The organism is Micromonospora sp. NPDC049081, assembly GCF_040648835.1.
Taxonomy (GTDB): domain Bacteria; phylum Actinomycetota; class Actinomycetes; order Mycobacteriales; family Micromonosporaceae; genus Micromonospora; species Micromonospora antibiotica.
The window spans coordinates 811,539-829,442 of record NZ_JBEZEK010000001.1 but is presented as its reverse complement, the minus strand read 5'-3'; the positions used below and the strand labels follow the sequence as shown (position 1 = coordinate 829,442).

15 protein-coding genes are annotated in these 17,904 nt (G+C 74.2%); 9 read left to right on the top strand and 6 right to left on the bottom strand.

Translation table 11 applies throughout. The features are described 5' to 3' along the window. From AB0B63_RS03110 to AB0B63_RS03095, 4 genes are all read left to right on the top strand, one after another. On the top strand, window positions 1–948 hold the full coding sequence (locus tag AB0B63_RS03110; RefSeq protein WP_208568696.1) for an ROK family glucokinase: 948 nt from the start codon (window positions 1–3) through the stop codon (window positions 946–948). 122 nt (window positions 949–1,070) lie between these two features. Continuing rightward, window positions 1,071–1,757 carry an endonuclease/exonuclease/phosphatase family protein gene (locus tag AB0B63_RS03105; protein WP_208568809.1) on the top strand — a complete coding sequence of 229 codons (687 nt, stop codon included), beginning with the start codon at window positions 1,071–1,073 and terminating at the stop codon, window positions 1,755–1,757. A 156-nt stretch (window positions 1,758–1,913) separates the two neighbouring features. Beyond that, window positions 1,914–3,320, top strand: a complete 1,407-nt coding sequence (locus tag AB0B63_RS03100) for an NAD(P)-binding domain-containing protein (protein ID WP_357014171.1) — start codon at window positions 1,914–1,916, stop codon at window positions 3,318–3,320. Next, window positions 3,317–4,144 carry an alpha/beta fold hydrolase gene (locus AB0B63_RS03095; protein ID WP_357014169.1) on the top strand — a complete coding sequence of 276 codons (828 nt, stop codon included), beginning with the start codon at window positions 3,317–3,319 and terminating at the stop codon, window positions 4,142–4,144. The genes AB0B63_RS03100 and AB0B63_RS03095 overlap by 4 nt, the downstream gene beginning before the upstream one ends. A gap of 74 nt (window positions 4,145–4,218) precedes the next feature. Here AB0B63_RS03095 and AB0B63_RS03090 read toward each other — a convergent pair whose 3' ends face one another. The 4 genes from AB0B63_RS03090 to AB0B63_RS03075 all read right to left on the bottom strand — a co-directional run bounded on the left by AB0B63_RS03090 (window position 4,219) and on the right by AB0B63_RS03075 (window position 12,109). Continuing rightward, window positions 4,219–5,637 carry a trehalose-6-phosphate synthase gene (locus AB0B63_RS03090; RefSeq protein ID WP_208568693.1) on the bottom strand — a complete coding sequence of 473 codons (1,419 nt, stop codon included), beginning with the start codon at window positions 5,635–5,637 and terminating at the stop codon, window positions 4,219–4,221. A 195-nt stretch (window positions 5,638–5,832) separates the two neighbouring features. Then, window positions 5,833–6,675: a DUF308 domain-containing protein gene (locus AB0B63_RS03085; RefSeq protein WP_357014166.1), complete on the bottom strand. Its 843-nt coding sequence runs from the start codon at window positions 6,673–6,675 to the stop codon at window positions 5,833–5,835. Window positions 6,676–7,217: 542 nt separating this feature from the next. Continuing rightward, a complete protein-coding gene (locus AB0B63_RS03080; protein ID WP_357014402.1) occupies window positions 7,218–10,883 on the bottom strand; it encodes an adenylate/guanylate cyclase domain-containing protein in 3,666 nt (1,221 codons plus the stop codon). A 533-nt stretch (window positions 10,884–11,416) separates the two neighbouring features. Further along, window positions 11,417–12,109 (bottom strand): Crp/Fnr family transcriptional regulator, encoded by a 693-nt coding sequence (locus AB0B63_RS03075; protein WP_208568691.1) that lies wholly within the window; start codon window positions 12,107–12,109, stop codon window positions 11,417–11,419. A gap of 297 nt (window positions 12,110–12,406) precedes the next feature. On the opposite strand from AB0B63_RS03075, the gene AB0B63_RS03070 reads away from it, so the two are divergent. The 5 genes from AB0B63_RS03070 to AB0B63_RS03050 all read left to right on the top strand — a co-directional run bounded on the left by AB0B63_RS03070 (window position 12,407) and on the right by AB0B63_RS03050 (window position 16,142). Then, window positions 12,407–12,910 carry a polyadenylate-specific 3'-exoribonuclease AS gene (locus AB0B63_RS03070; protein WP_208568690.1) on the top strand — a complete coding sequence of 168 codons (504 nt, stop codon included), beginning with the start codon at window positions 12,407–12,409 and terminating at the stop codon, window positions 12,908–12,910. Between the two features lie 147 nt (window positions 12,911–13,057). Beyond that, entirely contained in the window at window positions 13,058–13,561 is a 504-nt protein-coding gene (locus tag AB0B63_RS03065; RefSeq protein ID WP_208568689.1) for a pyridoxamine 5'-phosphate oxidase family protein, read from the top strand. A 178-nt stretch (window positions 13,562–13,739) separates the two neighbouring features. Next, window positions 13,740–14,768 carry a 6-phosphofructokinase gene (locus tag AB0B63_RS03060; protein WP_208568688.1) on the top strand — a complete coding sequence of 343 codons (1,029 nt, stop codon included), beginning with the start codon at window positions 13,740–13,742 and terminating at the stop codon, window positions 14,766–14,768. 78 nt (window positions 14,769–14,846) lie between these two features. After that, a complete protein-coding gene (gene proC / locus AB0B63_RS03055) occupies window positions 14,847–15,665 on the top strand; it encodes a pyrroline-5-carboxylate reductase (RefSeq protein WP_208568687.1) in 819 nt (272 codons plus the stop codon). Between the two features lie 123 nt (window positions 15,666–15,788). Further along, the gene (locus AB0B63_RS03050) at window positions 15,789–16,142 is read left to right on the top strand and encodes a DUF2203 domain-containing protein (protein ID WP_208568686.1); all 354 of its coding nucleotides are present in this window, start codon (window positions 15,789–15,791) and stop codon (window positions 16,140–16,142) included. Between the two features lie 154 nt (window positions 16,143–16,296). On the opposite strand, the gene AB0B63_RS03045 is transcribed toward AB0B63_RS03050, so the two are convergent. Beyond that, window positions 16,297–16,998 carry a class F sortase gene (locus tag AB0B63_RS03045; RefSeq protein WP_357014162.1) on the bottom strand — a complete coding sequence of 234 codons (702 nt, stop codon included), beginning with the start codon at window positions 16,996–16,998 and terminating at the stop codon, window positions 16,297–16,299. Next, window positions 16,995–17,858 (bottom strand): DUF4397 domain-containing protein, encoded by an 864-nt coding sequence (locus AB0B63_RS03040; RefSeq protein WP_208568685.1) that lies wholly within the window; start codon window positions 17,856–17,858, stop codon window positions 16,995–16,997. The genes AB0B63_RS03045 and AB0B63_RS03040 overlap by 4 nt, the downstream gene beginning before the upstream one ends. Between the last annotated feature and the right edge of the window lie 46 nt (window positions 17,859–17,904).

Sequence of the window (17,904 nt, the reverse complement as noted above, 5' to 3'; positions counted from 1 at the left end):
GTGACGCTGACCATCGGAGTCGACGTCGGTGGCACGAAGGTGGCCGGCGGTGTCGTGGACGACACCGGCCGGGTTCTCGTGCAGGCCCGGCGGGACACCCCCGCGGACGACGTCGGCAAGACCCGCGACGTCATCATCGAGCTGGTCACCGAGCTGTCCACCGGCCACCAGGTGGACGCGGTGGGGATCGGCGCGGCCGGCTGGATCGACGCCTCCCGCTCCACCGTCCTCTTCGCCCCCAACCTGGCCTGGCGCGACGAACCGCTGCGCGACTACGTCAGCACCGCCACCGGGCTGCCGGTGATCGTCGAGAACGACGGCAACGTGGCGGCCTGGGCCGAGTTCCGGCACGGCGCGGCCCGCGACGCCGACGACTCCATGGTCATGTTCACCATCGGCACCGGTGTCGGCGGCGGCATCGTGCTCGGCGGTGAGCTGGTCCGTGGCGCCAACGGCATCGCCGCCGAGCTGGGCCACATGCTCACCGTCCCCGACGGCCACCAGTGCGGCTGCGGCCGGCTCGGCTGCATCGAGCAGTACGCCAGCGGCAGCGCCCTGGTCCGGTTCGCCCGGGCCGGCGCCCGACAGGAGCCGCAGCGGGCCACCGCCCTGCTGGAGCTGGCCGGTGGCGAGGCCGAGGCGATCACCGGGCCGATGGTCACCACCGCCGCGCAGGCCGGCGACCCGATCTCGGCCGAGGCGTTCGCCCAGATCGGCCGCTGGCTCGGCACCAGCCTCGCCGACATGGCCCAGATCCTCGACCCGCAGGTGCTGGTGGTCGGCGGCGGCGTGGTGGACGCCGGTGACCTGCTGCTCGGCCCGACCCGGCGGTCCTTCGCCGACGCGCTGGCCCAGCGCAGCCGACTCCCGGTGGCGCAGGTGCGCCCCGCCGAGCTGGGCAACACCGCCGGCGTCATCGGCGCCGCCGACCTGGCCCGCCGCCGGTGACCGCCGCACCGCCGGACCCGGCCGCCGCCGGCCCCACCAGCCCTACCGCCGCCAGGCCCGCCGCCGCCGGGGCCGCCGGGTCGGGTGCCCCCGCCGGGGCCGCCCCGACCGACGCCGCCCGGGTGCCGCTGCGGGTGGTGTCGTACAACATCCACAGCCAGCGCGACGACACCGCGGCGCTGGCCAGCGTGGTCCGCGAGGCCGCCCCGGACGTGGTGATCGTGCAGGAGGCGCCGCGCCGGTTCCGGTGGCGGCAGAAGTCCGCCACCCTCGCCGACTCGTTCGGCCTGGTGGTGGCCGCCGGTGGCCTGCCCTCGCTGGGCAACCTGCTGCTGACCAGCCTGCGGGTCCGGGTGACCGGGACGCACTGCCAACGGTTCCCGCTCACCCCGGGCCGGCACCTGCGTGGCGCGGCGTACGCCCGCTGTCAGGTCGGCGGGGCCCGGTTCCTGCTGGCCGGCTCGCACCTGGCCACCGACCCGGCCGAACGCCCCGGCCAGGCCGCGCTGCTCAAGCGGGAACTGGCCGCGAGCGACCTGCCGGTGGTCTTCGGGGCCGACCTCAACGAGGGCCCGGACGGCCCGGCCTGGGGCACCGTCGCGAGCGGACTCGTCGACGCCGCGGTCGCCGCCGACGCGGCCGACCGGCACACCTACTCGTGCACCAACCCACGCCGGCGCATCGACGCCCTCTTCGTCGACCCACGCGTCGAGGTCGTCGGCTACGACGTGGTGGACACCCCGACGACCCGCCGGGCCAGCGACCACTTCCCGGTCCTGGTCGACCTGCTGCTGCCCGCCGCCGGCTGACCGGCCGGCAGGCCTCCCCGGCGGGCCGACGCCGCCGGCCGGGGAGCAGCCGTCGCCGGGTCCGGGCCCCCGCGAGCCGGGCTGGACAACGGGACGCGGGTACGGGGAGGATGCCCGTCGAACCGGCGTACCTGGCCGCATCAAAGGAGATTTCCGGTGCCCTCCTCCACCGAGCACGGCCGGCCCGATCCGGAGACCACGACGCCCGCCCCGAGCCGGGACGGCCGGCCGGTCTCCGACCGGGGCGACACGGTCTGCGTGATCGGGGCCGGGGCCAGCGGCCTCACCGCCGTCAAGAACCTCACCGAACACGGCTTCGGCGTCGACTGCTACGAACGGGAAACCGGCGTCGGCGGTGCCTGGAACTGGCGGCACGACCGCAGCCCGGTGTACGCCAGCACCCACCTCATCTCGTCGCGGCCGTTCACCCAGTTCCCCGACTTCCCCATGCCGGACTCCTGGCCGGACTACCCGCACCACGGTCAGGTGCTGTCCTACTTCGAGCGGTACGCCGACCACTTCGACCTGCGCCGGCACATCTGGTTCGGCACCGAGGTGGTCCGGGTGGAACCCGTCGACGGCGACCGGTGGGACGTCACCACCCGCAGCACCGGCGGGTACGGCCCCGAACGCACCTCCCGGTACGCCGCCGTGCTGGTCGCCAACGGGCACAACTGGTCACCGAAGCTGCCCGGCTACGAAGGGCTGGAGGAGTTCCGGGGCGAGGTCATGCACGCCTCGTCCTACAAGGACCCCGCCCAGCTGCGCGGCAAGCGGGTGCTGGTGGTCGGGGCCGGAAACACCGGCTGTGACCTGGCCGTCGAGGCCGCCCAGCAGGCGTCCCGCTGCTGGCACTCCACCCGCCGCGGCTACTGGTACGCCCCCAAGTACGTCCTCGGCCGCCCCGCCGACCAGGTCAACGACGCGCTGCTGTCGTGGCGGGTGCCGCTGCGGCTGCGGCAGTGGCTCTACCACCGGACCCTGCGGCTGACCGTCGGCGACCTGACCCGGTTCGGGCTGCCGAAGCCCGACCACCGGGTCTACGAGACGCACCCGATCGCCAACAGCCAACTAGTCTACTACGTCGGCCACGGCGAGATCACCCCGGTCCCGGAGGTGGCCCGGTTCCATCCCGGCGGGGTGAGCCTCACCGACGGCCGGGAGATCGACCCCGAGCTGGTCGTCTTCGCCACCGGTTACCTGCCCCGCTTCGAGTTCCTCGACCCGCAGATCCTCGGCGACGCCGACGGCTCCGGCCGGCCCCGGCTCTGGCTGCACGCCTTCCCGCCGGGCCACCCGACCCTGGCGGTGGCCGGGCTGTTGCAGCCCGACTCGGGCCTGTTCACCCTGGCGCACTGGCAGACGGTGCTCTTCGCCCGGTCGCTGCGGTTGCGTCGGGACCGGCCGCAGCGGGCCGCCGCCTTCGCGTCCCGGGTGGCGGCCGGCGCGGGGGAGCGGTACGCCGGGAGGGTCAAGGACAGCAGCCGGCACTGGTTCGAGGTGGGCCACGTCGACTACCTGCGCGCGGTGCAGCGCGCCCTCGACGACTTGGAGGGCAAGTGAGCGGGACGACCGAGGAGCGGGTACGGATCCTGCGGGGCCGGGAGTGGGCGCACCCGGTCCGTGCGGCCCGCCGGGAGGTGCTCAGCGCCGTGCCCGAGCTGGACGAGGGATGCCCACCGCTGCTGTTCGTCCCGGGGTTCGGGCACGGGGCCTGGGCGTTCGCCGAGCACTGGCTGGAGCACGCCGCGTCGCGCGGTTTTCCCGCGTACGCGGTGAGCCTGCGCGGGCACGGCGGCAGCGAACCTGCGCCGGGGGCGACGCTGCGGGCGTACACCCATGATGTGGTCCAGGCGGCGGCGGAGCTGCCGCGGCAGGCGGTGCTGGTGGGGCACGGCGCCGGGGCGTTGGTGGTGTCGCACGCGTTGGCGCGGTATCCGGCCCGGGCCGCGGTGCTGGTCGCGCCGGTGCTCGGTGGCCCGGCCACGGCCCTCGCGGCGCTGCGCGCCAACCCGGTCGGCACGCTGCCCGCCCTGTTCGGCGGGGCGCTGCGGCTGCACCGCCGGCAGCTGTTCAGCCGGGAACTGCCCGACGCGGACGTCCGGCGGCACCTGGCCCGGCTGGGGCGGGCCGACCGGCGGGCCCAGTGGCAGCTGCTCGCCGGCCGACCGGCCGAGCCGGCGGTGGGTCACCCACCCGTGCTGGTGCTGGGCAGCCCGGACGACCGGGTCGTCCCGCCGGCCGCCCTGACCCGGGCGGCCGGCAGGTACGGCGCGGCCCCGCTGCTCTTCCCCGGCATGGGCCACGACCTGATGCTGGACACCCGGTGGCAGGAGCCGCTGGACGCCCTCCTGGACTGGCTGGTCAAGGAGCCGGGCCGCCGCTGACCGCCGCCCCGTGGCCGGCTCGCCGGCTCGGCGGACACCGGCTACCCTGCCGGGGTAGCCGGGCCGGCGGCGGGTCAGCCGGTGCTGCTGAGCCGGGTGAGCAGCGAGCCGGTGTCGTCCAGGGCGCTGAGGTAGGAGCGGGCCCAGGCCCGGATGTCGTGCCGGTGCAGGTGGTCGCGCATCGCCCGCATCCGGTCGCCGACGTCGTCCGGCCCGGCCCGCAACGCCGACAAGATCCCCTGCTTGAGCCCCTCCAGGTCGTGCGGATTGACCAGGTACGCCTGGTCCAGCTCGGCCGCCGCTCCGGCGAACTCGCTGAGCAGCAACGCACCCGTGTCGTCGACCCGGGCGGCTACGTACTCCTTGGCGACGAGGTTCATCCCGTCGCGCAGCGGGGTGACCGCCATGACGTCGGCGACCCGGTAGAGCGCCGCCAGTTCGGCCCGGTCGAAGGGCTGGGTGAGGTAGTGGATGGCCGGCTCGCCGACCCGGCCGAACTCGCCGTTGATCCGGCCGACCTCGCGTTCGATCCGTTCGCGCAGGATCTGGTACTGGCCGACACGTTCCCGGCTCGGCATGGCGACCTGCACCAGCACCGTGTCGCGGACCTTGACGTCACCGCTGGCGAGCAGCTCGCTGTAGGCCTTCAGCCGCTGCTCGATGCCCTTGGTGTAGTCCATCCGGTCGAGGCTGAGGATGACCCGCTCGGGATCGCCCAGGTCGTGCCGCAGCCGGCGGGCCCGCGCGGTGACGTCCGGCCGGCCGGCCAGCGCCGCCATCTCGGCGGTGTCGATCGAGACCGGGTACGCCCCGATCCGCACCACCCGGTCCTGCACGCCGATCCGCCGGTCGGTGGCGGGCAGCCCGAGGACCTTGCTGGCCAGCTGGGCGAAGTTGTGGGCCGCCTGGGCCCGCTGGAAACCGATCAGGTCGGCACCGAGCATCCCACGTAGCAGCTCCGCCCGGCGGGGCAGCTGCATGAACAGCTCCGGCGGTGGGAACGGCACGTGCAGGAAGAAGCCGATCCGCAGGTCGGGCCGTAGCTCGCGGAGCAGGCCGGGGACCAGTTGCAGGTGGTAGTCCTGCACCCAGACCACCGCGCCCGGGTCGGCCACCTCGGCGGTCGCCTCGGCGAACCGCTGGTTGACCCGCTGGTACGCCTCCCACCAGCGGCGGTGGTATTCGGGTTGCTCGACGGCGTCGTGGTAGAGCGGCCAGAGGGTCGCGTTGGCGAAGCCCTCGTAGTGGTCGCGCAGGTCGTCGGCGCTGAGCGGGACGGTCTGCATGTGCACGCCGTCCACGTCGGGCAGCACGGGCGCCGGCCCGGTGCCGCCGGCCCAGCCCACCCAGGTGGCCGGGGTCTGTCGGAGCAGTGGGTGCAGCGCGCTCACCAGCCCGCCGGGGCTGCGGCGCCACTCGCAGGCGCCGTCGGGCGCCACGCTGTCGTCGATGGGGAGCCGGTTGGCGACCACCACCAGGGAACTCTGTCGCATCTCGGGCATTCCGATCGGCAGGGGACCGACCACGCGAGCAAGGAACAACCGGGCAGTCGGTGGGCGAAGTGACCTACAGCGGTATTCCTACTGACCGTAAGTTACACCACTGTTACGCCCGGCGTGGGGGTGACGGTGTCCCGGGATGCGGGCGAAGGTCGACGGCGGGGGCGGTGATGTGCAGGGGGTGGGGACTCAGACGACCGCGCCGTCGTCGGGGTCGTGGTCGTCCTCGTCACCGGGGCGCAGTCGCCAGATCAACGTGACGAACCCGGCGAGGATGCCGGTGAAACCGAGCAGGGTCACCATCGAGGCGTCCACCGGCAGCAACGACGGATTGAGGAACAGGACGAAACCGAGCACGATCCCCAGCACGCCGACCACCGCGTACTTGGAGATCCGGGGCAGCGGCGGGGGTGGCGGCGGGGTGTACCCCTCCTCCGGATCGTCCGGCAGGTCCGCCCCGAAGGTGTCCAGACCGTCCAGCAGCGACGGCTCGTCCTGCCGGCCCCGGGGGGTCACCGAGATGCCGGAGATGTCAGCCGCGTACGGCAGCCGCCGCACGTCGGTGGCGGTCGGGCCGGTCGGCTCGTCGGCCCGGGTCGTCGATCCACCGGCCCGGGTGGTCGGGTCGGTCGGCTCGTCGTCGACGTCCTCGGCGGCCGGCCAGGGATGACTACCGGCGGTCGGGGCGGTGTGGAAGGCGGCGACCAGGCGTTCCCACTCGGCGTCGACGTCCGGCTCGGCCCGGGCCGGCTCCGGCGTCGCCTCGTCGGCGAGCTGGGTGAGGTAGTCCCGGGCGGTGGTCAGGTGCGAGCGGTCCACGTAGAGCCGGTCGACCGGCCGGGACGGCACGGTGGTGGTCCGGGTGATCGGGTTCAGGTCGGCGGAGGGCTGGAGATAGGCGGCGATCCCGCCTGCGGCGAGCACGTCGAGCAGGTGCTCGCCGACGCGCGGATCGACGTCGCCCGCGACGGCGTACTCGCTCGCGTCGAGCCCGTTGTCCCGCCGTCCCCGGCGGGCACCACCCGCTGACACCGGACATCCTCCTCCGCGCACCTCCCGGTGCGGTCGTGTCGGCGCCCCGTACGCCGTGCTCTGAATCGTGACACGTCGGCACCCCGTTCCGGGAGTGCGTTGTGGCGTGCCGCTCGTGGTTCGTCGGCTCCGGGCCGGCCGCGTCCCCGTCGGTCACCGTCGTGGACGATCGTCCGGCCGCCCCGGGCGAGCTGTCGGACTCTCCGGACCGGGAGTCCCGGCCCGGGTGGGGGGCCGCGAACCGTGGCCGTACCGGCTGGTAGTGCAACTGGGCGTCGTTGCGCCGTGCGGGGCGGGGCCATCCGCTGCCGGGGGAGGCGCCGTCGACCTGCCCGTCGGCGGTCCGGTGCCCCGCGTCGGCGGCGGGTCCGAACGCTCTCCAGCGGCCCGTTCCGGGGCAGTGTCTGCAAGAACTCACATCCGGCGCGAAACGGAATACTTCACCGGGTATCCCCGTACCGCGAACGGCCCGAGCAAGTCGATCAAGGTGCCCGGCCCGTCCTGGCCCGGGTCGGCCCGGACCGGGCGGGTGGTGGGCGGGGTCAGGTCGCGGGGGCCGGGGTGGCGAGCCGGAGCAGACCGGGCACGTCGTTGCGATCGGCGAAGTCGCGTACCCGGTCGATGGTGGCCGCCGCCTGGGCGGGGTCGGCGACGGCCAGCGCCCGCACCGACAGCGCGGTGGTCAGCACGTGGTCCGTGGTGTCGGTCATCCGGGCGTAGCTCTGCGCCGCCGTGCGGAACAGCCGGGCGGACCGCTCGGCGTCCCCGTCGGCCAGCGCCAGGGTGGCGTCGGCGACCTGCCCGGCGGCCTCCGCCCAGGGGGTCATCCGGGGGGACCGGTCGAGCATGTCGTGCACCAGCCGGGCGGCCTGCGGGCCGAGCACCGCGGCGACGTGACCGACCGCCGGCACCCACTCGGCGAACGGGATCATCCGGGTCCGGCCCCAGTCCTCGTCCAACTCCACCAGCAGCCGCATCGCCTCGTCCCGGCGGCCCCGGACCGCCCGGCAGAGCGCGGCGTGCGCCAGCGTCGACTGCAACACCCGGTGGAAACCGCTGCGCCGCGCCGCGACCAGGGCCCGGGACACCAGATCGTGATCGTCCGCCCCGGCGTCGCCCGACCCCGGGCCGGCTGCCTCGGCGTCGGGTGCCTCCGGGCCGGACGTCCCGGGACCGCTCGGCGTGTGGCGGGTCGGGGCCGACGCCCGGGGCCCCTCGTCGGCCGGGCCGGGCTGGATCGGCACCAGCGGATGAGCCGGCTGGCCGGCCGGAGGACGAGCCGGTGGGCGGGCCGTCGGGTGGGTCGGCGGGTCGTCGGCGCGCAGGGCGCGCATCCACCCCGAGATCGCGACGATGTGCAGGTCCCACTCGGCGGTCGGCAGCCGGGTCGACTCGGTGCCCAGCTCCAGCGCCGCCACCCAGTCGCCGGCGTAGTACGCCCGGGCCCACTTGTCGGCGAAACTGGTCGCGAGGCTGTGCCCGCCACCCGGGTCCAGCGTGCGCTGCTCGTCGACCAGTTCGGCTGACCGGGCCAGGTCACCCTCCTCCTGCGCCGCCCAGGCCAGGTTGTGTACCGCCCGGCGTCGGCTGGCCAACCGGTCCACCCGGCACTGCTCGGCGACCTCGGCCAGCTCCGCGTACGCCTGCTGCTCGCCGGCCATGTACCGGGCCACCGCCAGGGTGATCCGCGCATTGGCGCGTACCTCGGGCAGCAGCAGCCGCTCGGCCAGCTCGACCGCCGCGCGGGCCGCCACGCAGGCCTGATCGGTCTCGGCGTTGAGCATCCGGACCCGGGCCAGCTCCAGCAGGGCCTCCGCCTTCTCCTCGGACTCCGGCAACTCCGCGTAGATCGCGTTGGCCCGGTCCAGGCAACGCAGCGTCTCGGACCGGTCGGCCCGGCTCCAGGCGGCGGTGGCGAGCCGGGTCCAGGCGCGGGCCGCGCCGGCACGGTCCCCGACGGCGGCCAACCGCTCGGTGAGCCCGGCCAGCACCTCGGTCCCCCCGTCGACGAGGAAGGCGTCCCCGTCCCGGAAGAAGGCCAGCTCGGCGGCGAACAGCTCCAGCCCCGGGTCGGGGTCCCCGCCGACGGCCAGGGCCCGCCCGACCAACGTCGCGGCGTTCTCCAACGCGTGCAGCTCGTACGCCCGGCGGGCGGCCTGGTGCAACGCCGTCCGGGCCGCCACCGCGTACGGGGTCGGGTCCAGTCCGACCGTCCGGGCGATCTCGTGGGCGGTCCAGCGGTGGTTGGCCAGCACCTCGGCCAGGTCCTGCTGCCCGGCGTCGGTGAGCTGGGCTAGCCAGTCGGCGGTGCGCTGGTGGCGCAGCACCCGTTCCGCCCGGGGCAGCCGCTGGTAGCACACGTCGCGGACCAGGATGTGCCGGAACCGGTACTCCGGCTGACCGGCCATGGTGGAGGCGGGCAGCTCGAAGACCATGTCCCGGCGCTGCAACCGGTCCAGCGCCCGTTCCACCCACTCCACCGTCCGCCCCAGCGCGGTCGCCACCGGCACCGGCCAGAACTGCACCCCCACCACGGCGGCGGCCTGGAGCACCGCCCGGTCCGCCGGGTCGAGCAGGTCGAGCCGGTTGGCGATGACGGCCTGGACGGTGCGCGGCATGTCGCTGGTGCCGGCCGGGGCGAACCGGGCGGTTGGCTCCAGCAGCCCGCCGTCCATCAGCATCCGGGCGTACTCCTGGGCGTAGAGCGGATTGCCGTCGGCGAACTCGATCAGCGGCTCACGGGCCGCCGCCGGCAGCGCGGCCTGCCCGAGCAGCAGCGAGTAGAGGGTGTCGATGTCCGCGTCGTGCATGGGCGGCACCGAGATCGACATCGCCCCGCTGATCGTGCCGGTCCAGGCCGGCTGCCGCTCCCGCAGCTCCGGCCGCGCGGTCGCCACCACCAGCAGCGGTACGCCCCGGGCCGCCGCGCCGAGCTGCTCGACGAAGGTGAGCATCGCCTGGTCGGCCCAGTGCATGTCCTCGAACACCAGCACCGTCGGCCCCTGCCCGGCCAGGGCGAGCAGGAACCGCCGCCAGGCCGCCTCGGTCTCCCCCGAGTTGAGCCGGGTGCCGGCGGCGACCCCGAGCAGCGGCCCCAGGGCGTTGGCCAACCGGGCGGCGTGCGGATCGCCGAGCTGGCCCAGCCGTTGGCGCAGCCGGTCGCGCAGCGGCTCCGGGTCGTCGCCCTCCGGCACCCCCAGCCACCCCTTGACGATGTCCGCCAGGGCGGCGTAGGTGACGTTCTCACCGAACGGCGGGCACTGCCCGACCAGCCAGGTGACCCGGTGGCCGGGCAGGTTGGCGGCGTGCCGGGACAACTCGCGCAGCAACCGGCTCTTGCCCACCCCGGCCGGCCCGAAGACGGTCACCAGTTGGGAGGTGCGCTCGTTGACGGTGCGGTGCAGGGCACTGACCAGCAGCCCGCGCTCGTGCTCCCGGTCGACCATCGGGGTCAGCTCGGCGGCCTGCGGGCCGCTGCGCGGCCGGGCCCGTACGGCGAGCCAGATCCGGCTCACCGCCGAGCGCCCCCGCAGGGTGACCGCCGGCCGGTCGACGTACTCCAACTCGTGTCGGGTCGCCGCCCAGGTGCTCTCGTCGACGACCACCCCGCCGGTGGGCGCCAGCGCCTGCAACCGGGAGGCGGTGTTCACCACGTCGCCGGTGACGAACGCCTGCCCGCCGTCACGGGTGGCGGAGAGGTCCACCAGCGCCTCACCGGTGGCGACGCCCACCCGGAAACCCAGCGGCGGGTGCGGGCCGGCGGCCTGCCGGGCCAGATTGCGTTGCAGCTCCAGACCGGCCCGTACGCAGCGCAGCGCGTCGTTGTCCGTGGCGACGGGGGCACCGAACAGCGCCATCACCGCGTCGCCGATGTACTTCTCGACCACCCCGCCGTACTGGTGGACCAGCTTGCGGACGGTGGCGAAGTACGCCTGCTGGAGGCTGCGCGCCTGCTCCGGGTCGGCCCGCTCGGCGTACGTGGTGAAGTCGACGATGTCGATGAAGAGCACGCTGACCTGGCGGCGGTCCTCCTGCACGGTGACCCCGTGGTCACGCAGCGGCTGCCCGCAGTTGGTGCAGAAGTTGGCCTCGGGGTTGTTGCCGTGCCCGCAGGACGCACAGCCGAGCGACAGCGCCTGTCCGCAGCCGCCGCAGAAGCGGTCGTCCGGTCCCGCCGCCCGGGAGCAGTGTCCACACTTGAGGTCGATGACGAACTCCGTACGTGAGGAGGTCCCATTATCCCGCTGCGGCGGGCCAGTCGGGTACCCGACGTGCGGGCGGACCCTGCCGCTGGTCGGCCGCCACTAGTGTTCCTCACGAGGAAAACTCACTGTCAGGAGAGTGCCGTGCAGGTGCGATTGTCCGGCTACTGGACCGACCCGAACGGTACCGTCCGGTCTCCCGGGGAGACGGTCGACGTCGACGCGGTCACTCTCGCCAGAATGGAGGAACAGGGCATGGTGGAGAATCCCGACAGCAAGGCGTCCTCGGACACTGGCACGACCACGACCTCGCCGTCAAAGCCGCAGAAGATCGGGCCCGGACCAGGCACACCGCCGGACGAGATCGGGCCCGGACCGGGTGCCCCGCCCGCGGACGACAGCGGCAAGTGAGTGACCGGCGTGGCCGGCGGACCAGGTCCGCCGGCCACGCCGCTGTCGGTGCCACCGTCATGCATCCCGGCCCCGCCGGGAAACCCGCCGCCGTCGCCGGGATGCGGGCGTCCGCCGGGGAGCGTCGGTCAGCGGTCGTTCATGCCGGCGCGTCGGCGCAGCGCCGCCACGTCGGTGACCACGATCCGGCGTCCCTCGGTACGCAGCCAGCCCCGGTTGGCGAAGGAGCCGATCGCCTGGTTGACGCTCTGTCGGGAACCACCGGCCATCTCGGCCAGCTGGCTCTGGTTCAGCTCGATGGTGATCATCGGGGCCTGGCTCTCGCCGGCCAGCCGGACCAGCGTCTTGGCCACCCGACCGGGCAGGTCGAGGAAGACATGGTCGGCGTTCTGCTCGGTGAGCCGCCGGATCAGCGCGCCCAGCGACCGCATCACCGCGTCCAGGATGCGCGGGTTGGAGTGCACCAGTTCCATGAAGGCCGGACGGGACAGGGCGAGCGCCGCGCAGTCCTCGATCGCCTCGGCCGAGGCGGACCGGGTGGAGGCGTCCAGCAGGGAGACCTCACCCAGCACGTCCGGTGGTCGGATGACCGACAACACGGCACGCTCTCCGGTCGGCGCGGTGCGGAACACCGCCACCGCCCCCCGACGCAGGACGATCAGCGACTCACCGGGATCGTTCTCGACGAAGAGCAGCTGACCCTTACGGTAGGTGCGCGGCACGGCTGCGGCGATCACCCGCTGGCGGACCTCGGGCTCCAACCCGGCGAACATCTCCACCCCCGTGAGGGCGTCACCCGGCTCCGGTAGGCGCATCTCCACCGCCCCACCCCTCCCCGGTCAAGGACCACAAATTTCGCTCACCGGGTGAACCCTGACGGCCCCTGCAGAGGTGAACTGACACCGGTTCGGCGTCCGGTAGCGGTACACATCAGATCATGACGGCCCAGTCGCTTGCTGTACACCCCTGTAAACCTTTCCGTGACACTCCGGAGCTGCGGCGGACGCCGAGGGTACGGCCCTGGAGCCCCACCCGGACGCTCCGGCACCGCCCACCCGGACGCTCCGGTGCCGCCCCGCCCGTCGGCGGTCACCGGCGGTGGGCGAGGATGGACGGCGATGGTCTACCGCTATTTCTACGACTGCGAATTCATCGAGGACGGCCGCAGCGTCGACCTCGTGTCGATCGGTGTCGTCGACGAGTACGGCCGCGAGTTCTACGCGGTCTCCACCGAGTTCGACGACTCCCGCGCCGTGCCCTGGGTCCGCCGCAACGTGCTGGACAAGCTCCCGTCGCCGGCCGACCGGGCCTGGCGCTCCCGGGCCCGCATCCGCGACGACCTGCACGAGTTCCTGCTGGAGCCGGTCCGCGACCGGCCGAACGAGCAGCTGGAGCTGTGGGCCTGGTACGCCGCGTACGACCATGTGGTGCTGGCCCAGCTCTGGGGGGCGATGCCGGCGCTGCCCCGGGAGATCCCCCGGTTCACCAAGGAGCTGCGGCAGCTCTGGGACGACGTCGGCCGTCCCCGGTTGCCGGACGCGGCGGCCGACCGGCACGACGCGCTGGTCGACGCCCGGCACAACCTGGCCCGCTGGCGGGCGATGACGGCCCGCCCGGTCTGAGCCCCGGCCCGGTCCGTCGGGTCCGGCCGGCGGCCCGGCCGCTCCCTGGCTGGCCGGGTGGCTCATGACAGCCCGTGACGATCAGCAGGTTTGGCTGGTCCCGTCGGGGGCACCGGGTCCGGGCGAGCCGATCCGAGGGAGTGCGCCATGGCCGACGACGCGACCACCATCACCGACGCCCGGCGGCGGGTGACCGAGCTGATCCGGGACGCCCGGATCTGCATGTTGACCACGATCGGCGTGGACGGTCGGATGCTCAGCCGGCCGATGGCGCTCCAGGCGGCCGAGTTCGACGGCGACCTGTGGTTCTTCGCCTACGCCGACTCCGCCAAGGTGCGTCAGATCCGGGTCAACCCGGAGGTCAACGTCGCCTTCTCCGACCAGCGCCACCACGCCTGGGTGTCGATCGCCGGCACCGCCCAGGAGGCGTACGACCGGGGCCGGGCCGAGCGGCTGTGGAACCCGCTGTTCAAGGCCTGGTTCCCCGACGGGCTGGACACCCCCGGGCTGACCCTGCTCAAGGTGCACGCCAGCTCGGCCGAGTACTGGGACTCCCCGGGTGGCACGGTGGTCAACCTGCTCGGGTTCGCCAGGGCGGCGGTCACCGGGAGGCCGCCGGAGGCGGGGGAGAACCACGAGGTCAGCTACTGACCGGTAGCCGCCGGGGTGGGCGGGACCGGCCGGGGCGCGGTGTCGGCGTGCACCTGAGCCGACTACAGTGCGCACTGACGGCCCGCCCCGGGCCGGCAACGACGCCGATGGTCTGAGCGGACACATATCCTGGGGCTTATCCGGGCTTCACCTGACGTTCCAGGAGGATGAGCAGATCATGCGTATCGGCGTGCTCACCGGCGGCGGCGACTGCCCAGGTCTCAACGCGGTCATTCGAGCGGTGGTCCGTAAGGGCGTCGCTACTTACGGTCACGAGTTCGTGGGTTTCCGGGACGGGTGGAAGGGTCCGCTGGAGGGCCTGTCCAAGCCGCTCGGCATTCCTGAGGTGCGGGGCATCCTCCCGCGCGGCGGCACCATCCTCGGCTCGTCCCGCACCAACCCGTTCAAGATCGAGAACGGCGTGGAGCGGATCAAGGAGAACCTCGCCGGGCAGGGCGTGGACGCGCTGATCGCGATCGGCGGCGAGGACACCCTGGGCGTCGCCACCAAGCTGCACGAGCTGGGCGTCAACGTGGTCGGCGTACCGAAGACGATCGACAACGACCTGGGCGCCACCGACTACACCTTCGGCTTCGACACCGCCGTCAACATCGCCATGGAGGCGATCGACCGGCTGCACACCACCGCGGAGAGCCACCACCGCACCCTCGTCGTCGAGGTGATGGGCCGGCACGCCGGTTGGATCGCCCTGCACGCCGGCCTCGCCGGCGGCGCCAACGTGATCCTGCTGCCGGAGCGCAAGTTCGACGTCGACCAGGTCGCCGGCTACGTCGAGAAGCGCTTCCAGCACCAGTACGCCCCGATCGTCGTGGTTGCCGAGGGCGCCCAGCCGCTGGACGGTCAGATGGTCCTGCACAACCAGGAGCTGGACGCCTTCGGGCACGTCCGGCTGGGTGGCATCGGCCAGTGGCTGGCCGAGCAGCTGGAGGCCAAGACCGGCAAGGAGGCCCGTACCGTCGTGCTCGGGCACATCCAGCGCGGTGGCACCCCGACCGCGTTCGACCGGGTGCTCGCCACCCGGCTCGGCCTCCAGGCCATCGACGCCGCGCACGAGGGTGACTGGGGCAAGATGGTCGCGATGCAGAGCACGGACATCGTCCGGGTGCCGCTGGCCGAGGCCACCCGCGAGCTGAAGACCGTCCCGATCGAGCGCTACGACGAGGCCGAGGTCTTCTTCGGCAGCTGATCGCAGCCCATCCCCTTCCCCTCGGCAGCGCCGGAGGGGAAGGGGCACGGGACCGGACGAGCGGGACGGAAGGGTGACATGGGGTCGGCGAGACACACCGTCGCGGTGATCGGGGCGGGAAAGATCGGCGAGCTGGTGCTCTCCGGGTTGCTACGGTCCGGGTGGCCGGCGCAGCGCCTGCTGGCTACCGCCCGCCGCCCCGTCCGGGCCGAGGAGTTGGCCACCCGGTACGGCGTACGGGTGGTCGACAACCTGACCGCCGTGACCGAGGCGGCGGTGCTGGCGATCGCCGTGAAACCTCAGGACGCGGGGGTCCTGCTGGACGAGATCGGCCCCAAGGTGCCGGCCGACAAGCTGGTCGTCTCGCTCTGCGCCGGGCTGCCCACCAGCTTCTTCAGCCGCCGGCTGCCCGAGGGCACCCCGGTGGTCCGGGTGATGACCAACACCCCGGCCCTGGTCGACCAGGCGATGAGCGCCATCTCGGCCGGCGCCCACGCCACCGGCGAACACCTGGCCCTGGCCGAGGAGATGTTCGCCCCGCTCGGGGCGACCCTGCGGGTGCCCGAGTCGCAGCAGGACGCGGTCACCGCCCTCTCCGGCTCCGGCCCGGCCTACTTCTACCTGCTGGTCGAAGCCATGATCGACGCCGGCATCCTGCTCGGCCTGCCCCGGCAGGTGGCGCACGAGCTGATCGTGCAGACCGCGATCGGTTCGGCCGTGATGCTGCGCGACTCCGGCGAACACCCGGTCAAGCTCCGCGAGGCCGTCACCTCGCCGGCCGGCACCACCATCTCCGCCATCCGCGAGCTGGAGAAGCACGGGGTACGCGCGGCGCTGCTGGCGGCGCTGGAAGCCGCCCGCGACCGTGCCCGCGAACTCGCCGCCCAGGCCGACTGACCCGGGCTCGCCGTGTCCGGGGCGGGGGCCGACGGCACCGCGGATCTCGGCCCGCCGCCCGAACGGGTACTGAAGCCGGCGGGCGGGTCGGTGCGGATCACCCGGGTGCCCCATACTGGCCCCGTGTTCACTCTCGCCCAGGCGCGGTACCTGGTCGCCACCCTGCATCCCCGCATCGACGAGCTGATCGGCATCCGGGCCGACCTGGCCGAGCTGCGGGCCGACCTGGCCGGCCCGGGGATGTCGGCGCTGGGCGGCCGGGCCGAGGTCAAGGCCCTGGAGGCCCGGCTGCACGGCGTGCTGGAGGACCTGAACTCGCACGACATCCAGGTCAAGGGGATCGCCCCGGTGCTGCTCGACTTCCCCGGCGAACACGAGGGCCGGGCGGTGCTCTGGTGCTGGCTGGAGGGTGACCCCGACGTCCGCTGGTACCACCGCGTCGAGTGCGGCTTCGCCGGCCGCCGCCCCATCCGCTAACCCCCCCACCCCCACCCCGCACCCCCACCCCTCCGCGTCGATCATGGAGTTGTGGTGGGTTGCAAAAGGGGTGTGTCACCGCGAAATCGGCACCAGAACTCCAAGATCGCGCGCGACACCCGGGGCAGGCCAGCTCGGCGGGTGGCCGGGTGGGTCAGTCGGCGGCGGAGCGGGGGAGGGGGTCGGCCGGTGCGTCGGCGACGGCGAAGACCACCACGTTGTCCCGGTAGTGGCCGACCCGTCGGTCGAAGTCGCCGCCGCAGGTGATCAGGCGCAGCTCGGGGCCGGGCGTCGGGCCGTACACGGTGGCGGTGGGGAAGGCGTCCTTCGGGGTGCGCAGCGCGCCGGTGACCCGGAACGGCACCCGTCGTCCGCCCCGCCACACCTCGATCCGGTCGCCGGGGCGCAGTTCGCCGAGGCGGGCGAAGACGGCCGGGCCGCGCCGCGAGTCGAGGTGCCCGGCGATCACCGCCGGTCCCGGGTCGCCCGGCGCGGGGCCGCCGCCGTACCAGCCGGCCCGGGTGAAGTCCGCCGGGGGGACCAGGGTGCCGGCCCGGTCCAGCCCGAGGGCGGTGAGTGGGGAGTCGACGCCGATCCGCGCCACGCGTACCCGGGTGGGCGGCGTCGGGGTGGCGCGGGGGGTGCCGGCGCTGGTGGCGCAACCGGCCGCGCAGCCGGGCTGCCAGGTGCCGGCCGGATCGGCCGGGCGGGCGGAGTCGCCGGTCAGGCGCGTGTCGGTGGCCAGGCCGACGCCGGTGCCGGCGGCCAGGCAGAGCACCGCCCCGGCCGCGACCAGGGCGGCGGCCGGCGTCCGGCGGGCGCGGTGCCGGCGGATCGCAAAGCCGGGCCTGGTCACCAGACCGGTCGCCGCCGTCGCCGCACCAGCACCGTCGCCCCCACCACCACGGCCCCCGCGAGCACCCCGCCGGCCACCATCGGGTACGCCCCGGGCCCGTCCCCGGCCAGCCCTCCCGCTCCCGCCGGCACGCCACCGGCCGGGGCGACCCCGCCGCCCCGGGCGTCCTCGCGCAGCTCGGTGGTGAGTCCGCCCCGTTTGCCGTCGAGCACCAGCAGCGAGTAGACCCGCCCGCCGGTGAGGGTCACCTCGGCGTCGGTGCTCGGGCCGCTGCCGCCGCCGAGGCGCAGCCGCCAACGACCCGGCTCGACCTGCCGGTAGTTGGTGGTGGTGGCGAACCGGACGGCGTCGGCGATGGTCGGCCCGTCGTCGGCCGTCACGTCGACCACCGGGGCGCGCACGGAGGCGTGGACGACCCGTACCTTCGCCTGGCCGGGGGCCGGGGCGGTGAGGTCGTCGGCGAGCACCCGCAGGCCCAGGTCGGCGTAACGGCCCACCCCGGCCACCGTGTACGCCTCGCCCGCGCCGAGGTCCACCTCGGTGGTGAGCACCGGGGGTTCGCTGGCCGGGGTGCCGGCCTGCCGCATCGCCACCGCGTAGCGGCCGACGGCCAGGGGCAGGTAGCGGGAGACGACGCCGTAGCCGACGGCGGGGAAGACCTGCGGTGCGGCGCTGCCGGGGGCGGAGAGGTAGACGTCCACGGCGGGGGTGTCGGGGGAGAGGTGGGCGAGCCGGACGTAGCCGACGTCGCCGGCCGCCGCCCCGGCCGGCGCGATGCCGACGGTGGCCAGCGCGGTGCCGAGCAGGAGCGTGCCGGCGGCGGCGAGCAGCCGACGCGGCACGGTGGGGAGCTGGGGCATCTCGCCTCCGAGGTGGTGTCGGTCCCGACCCCCAGCGTCCCGTGAG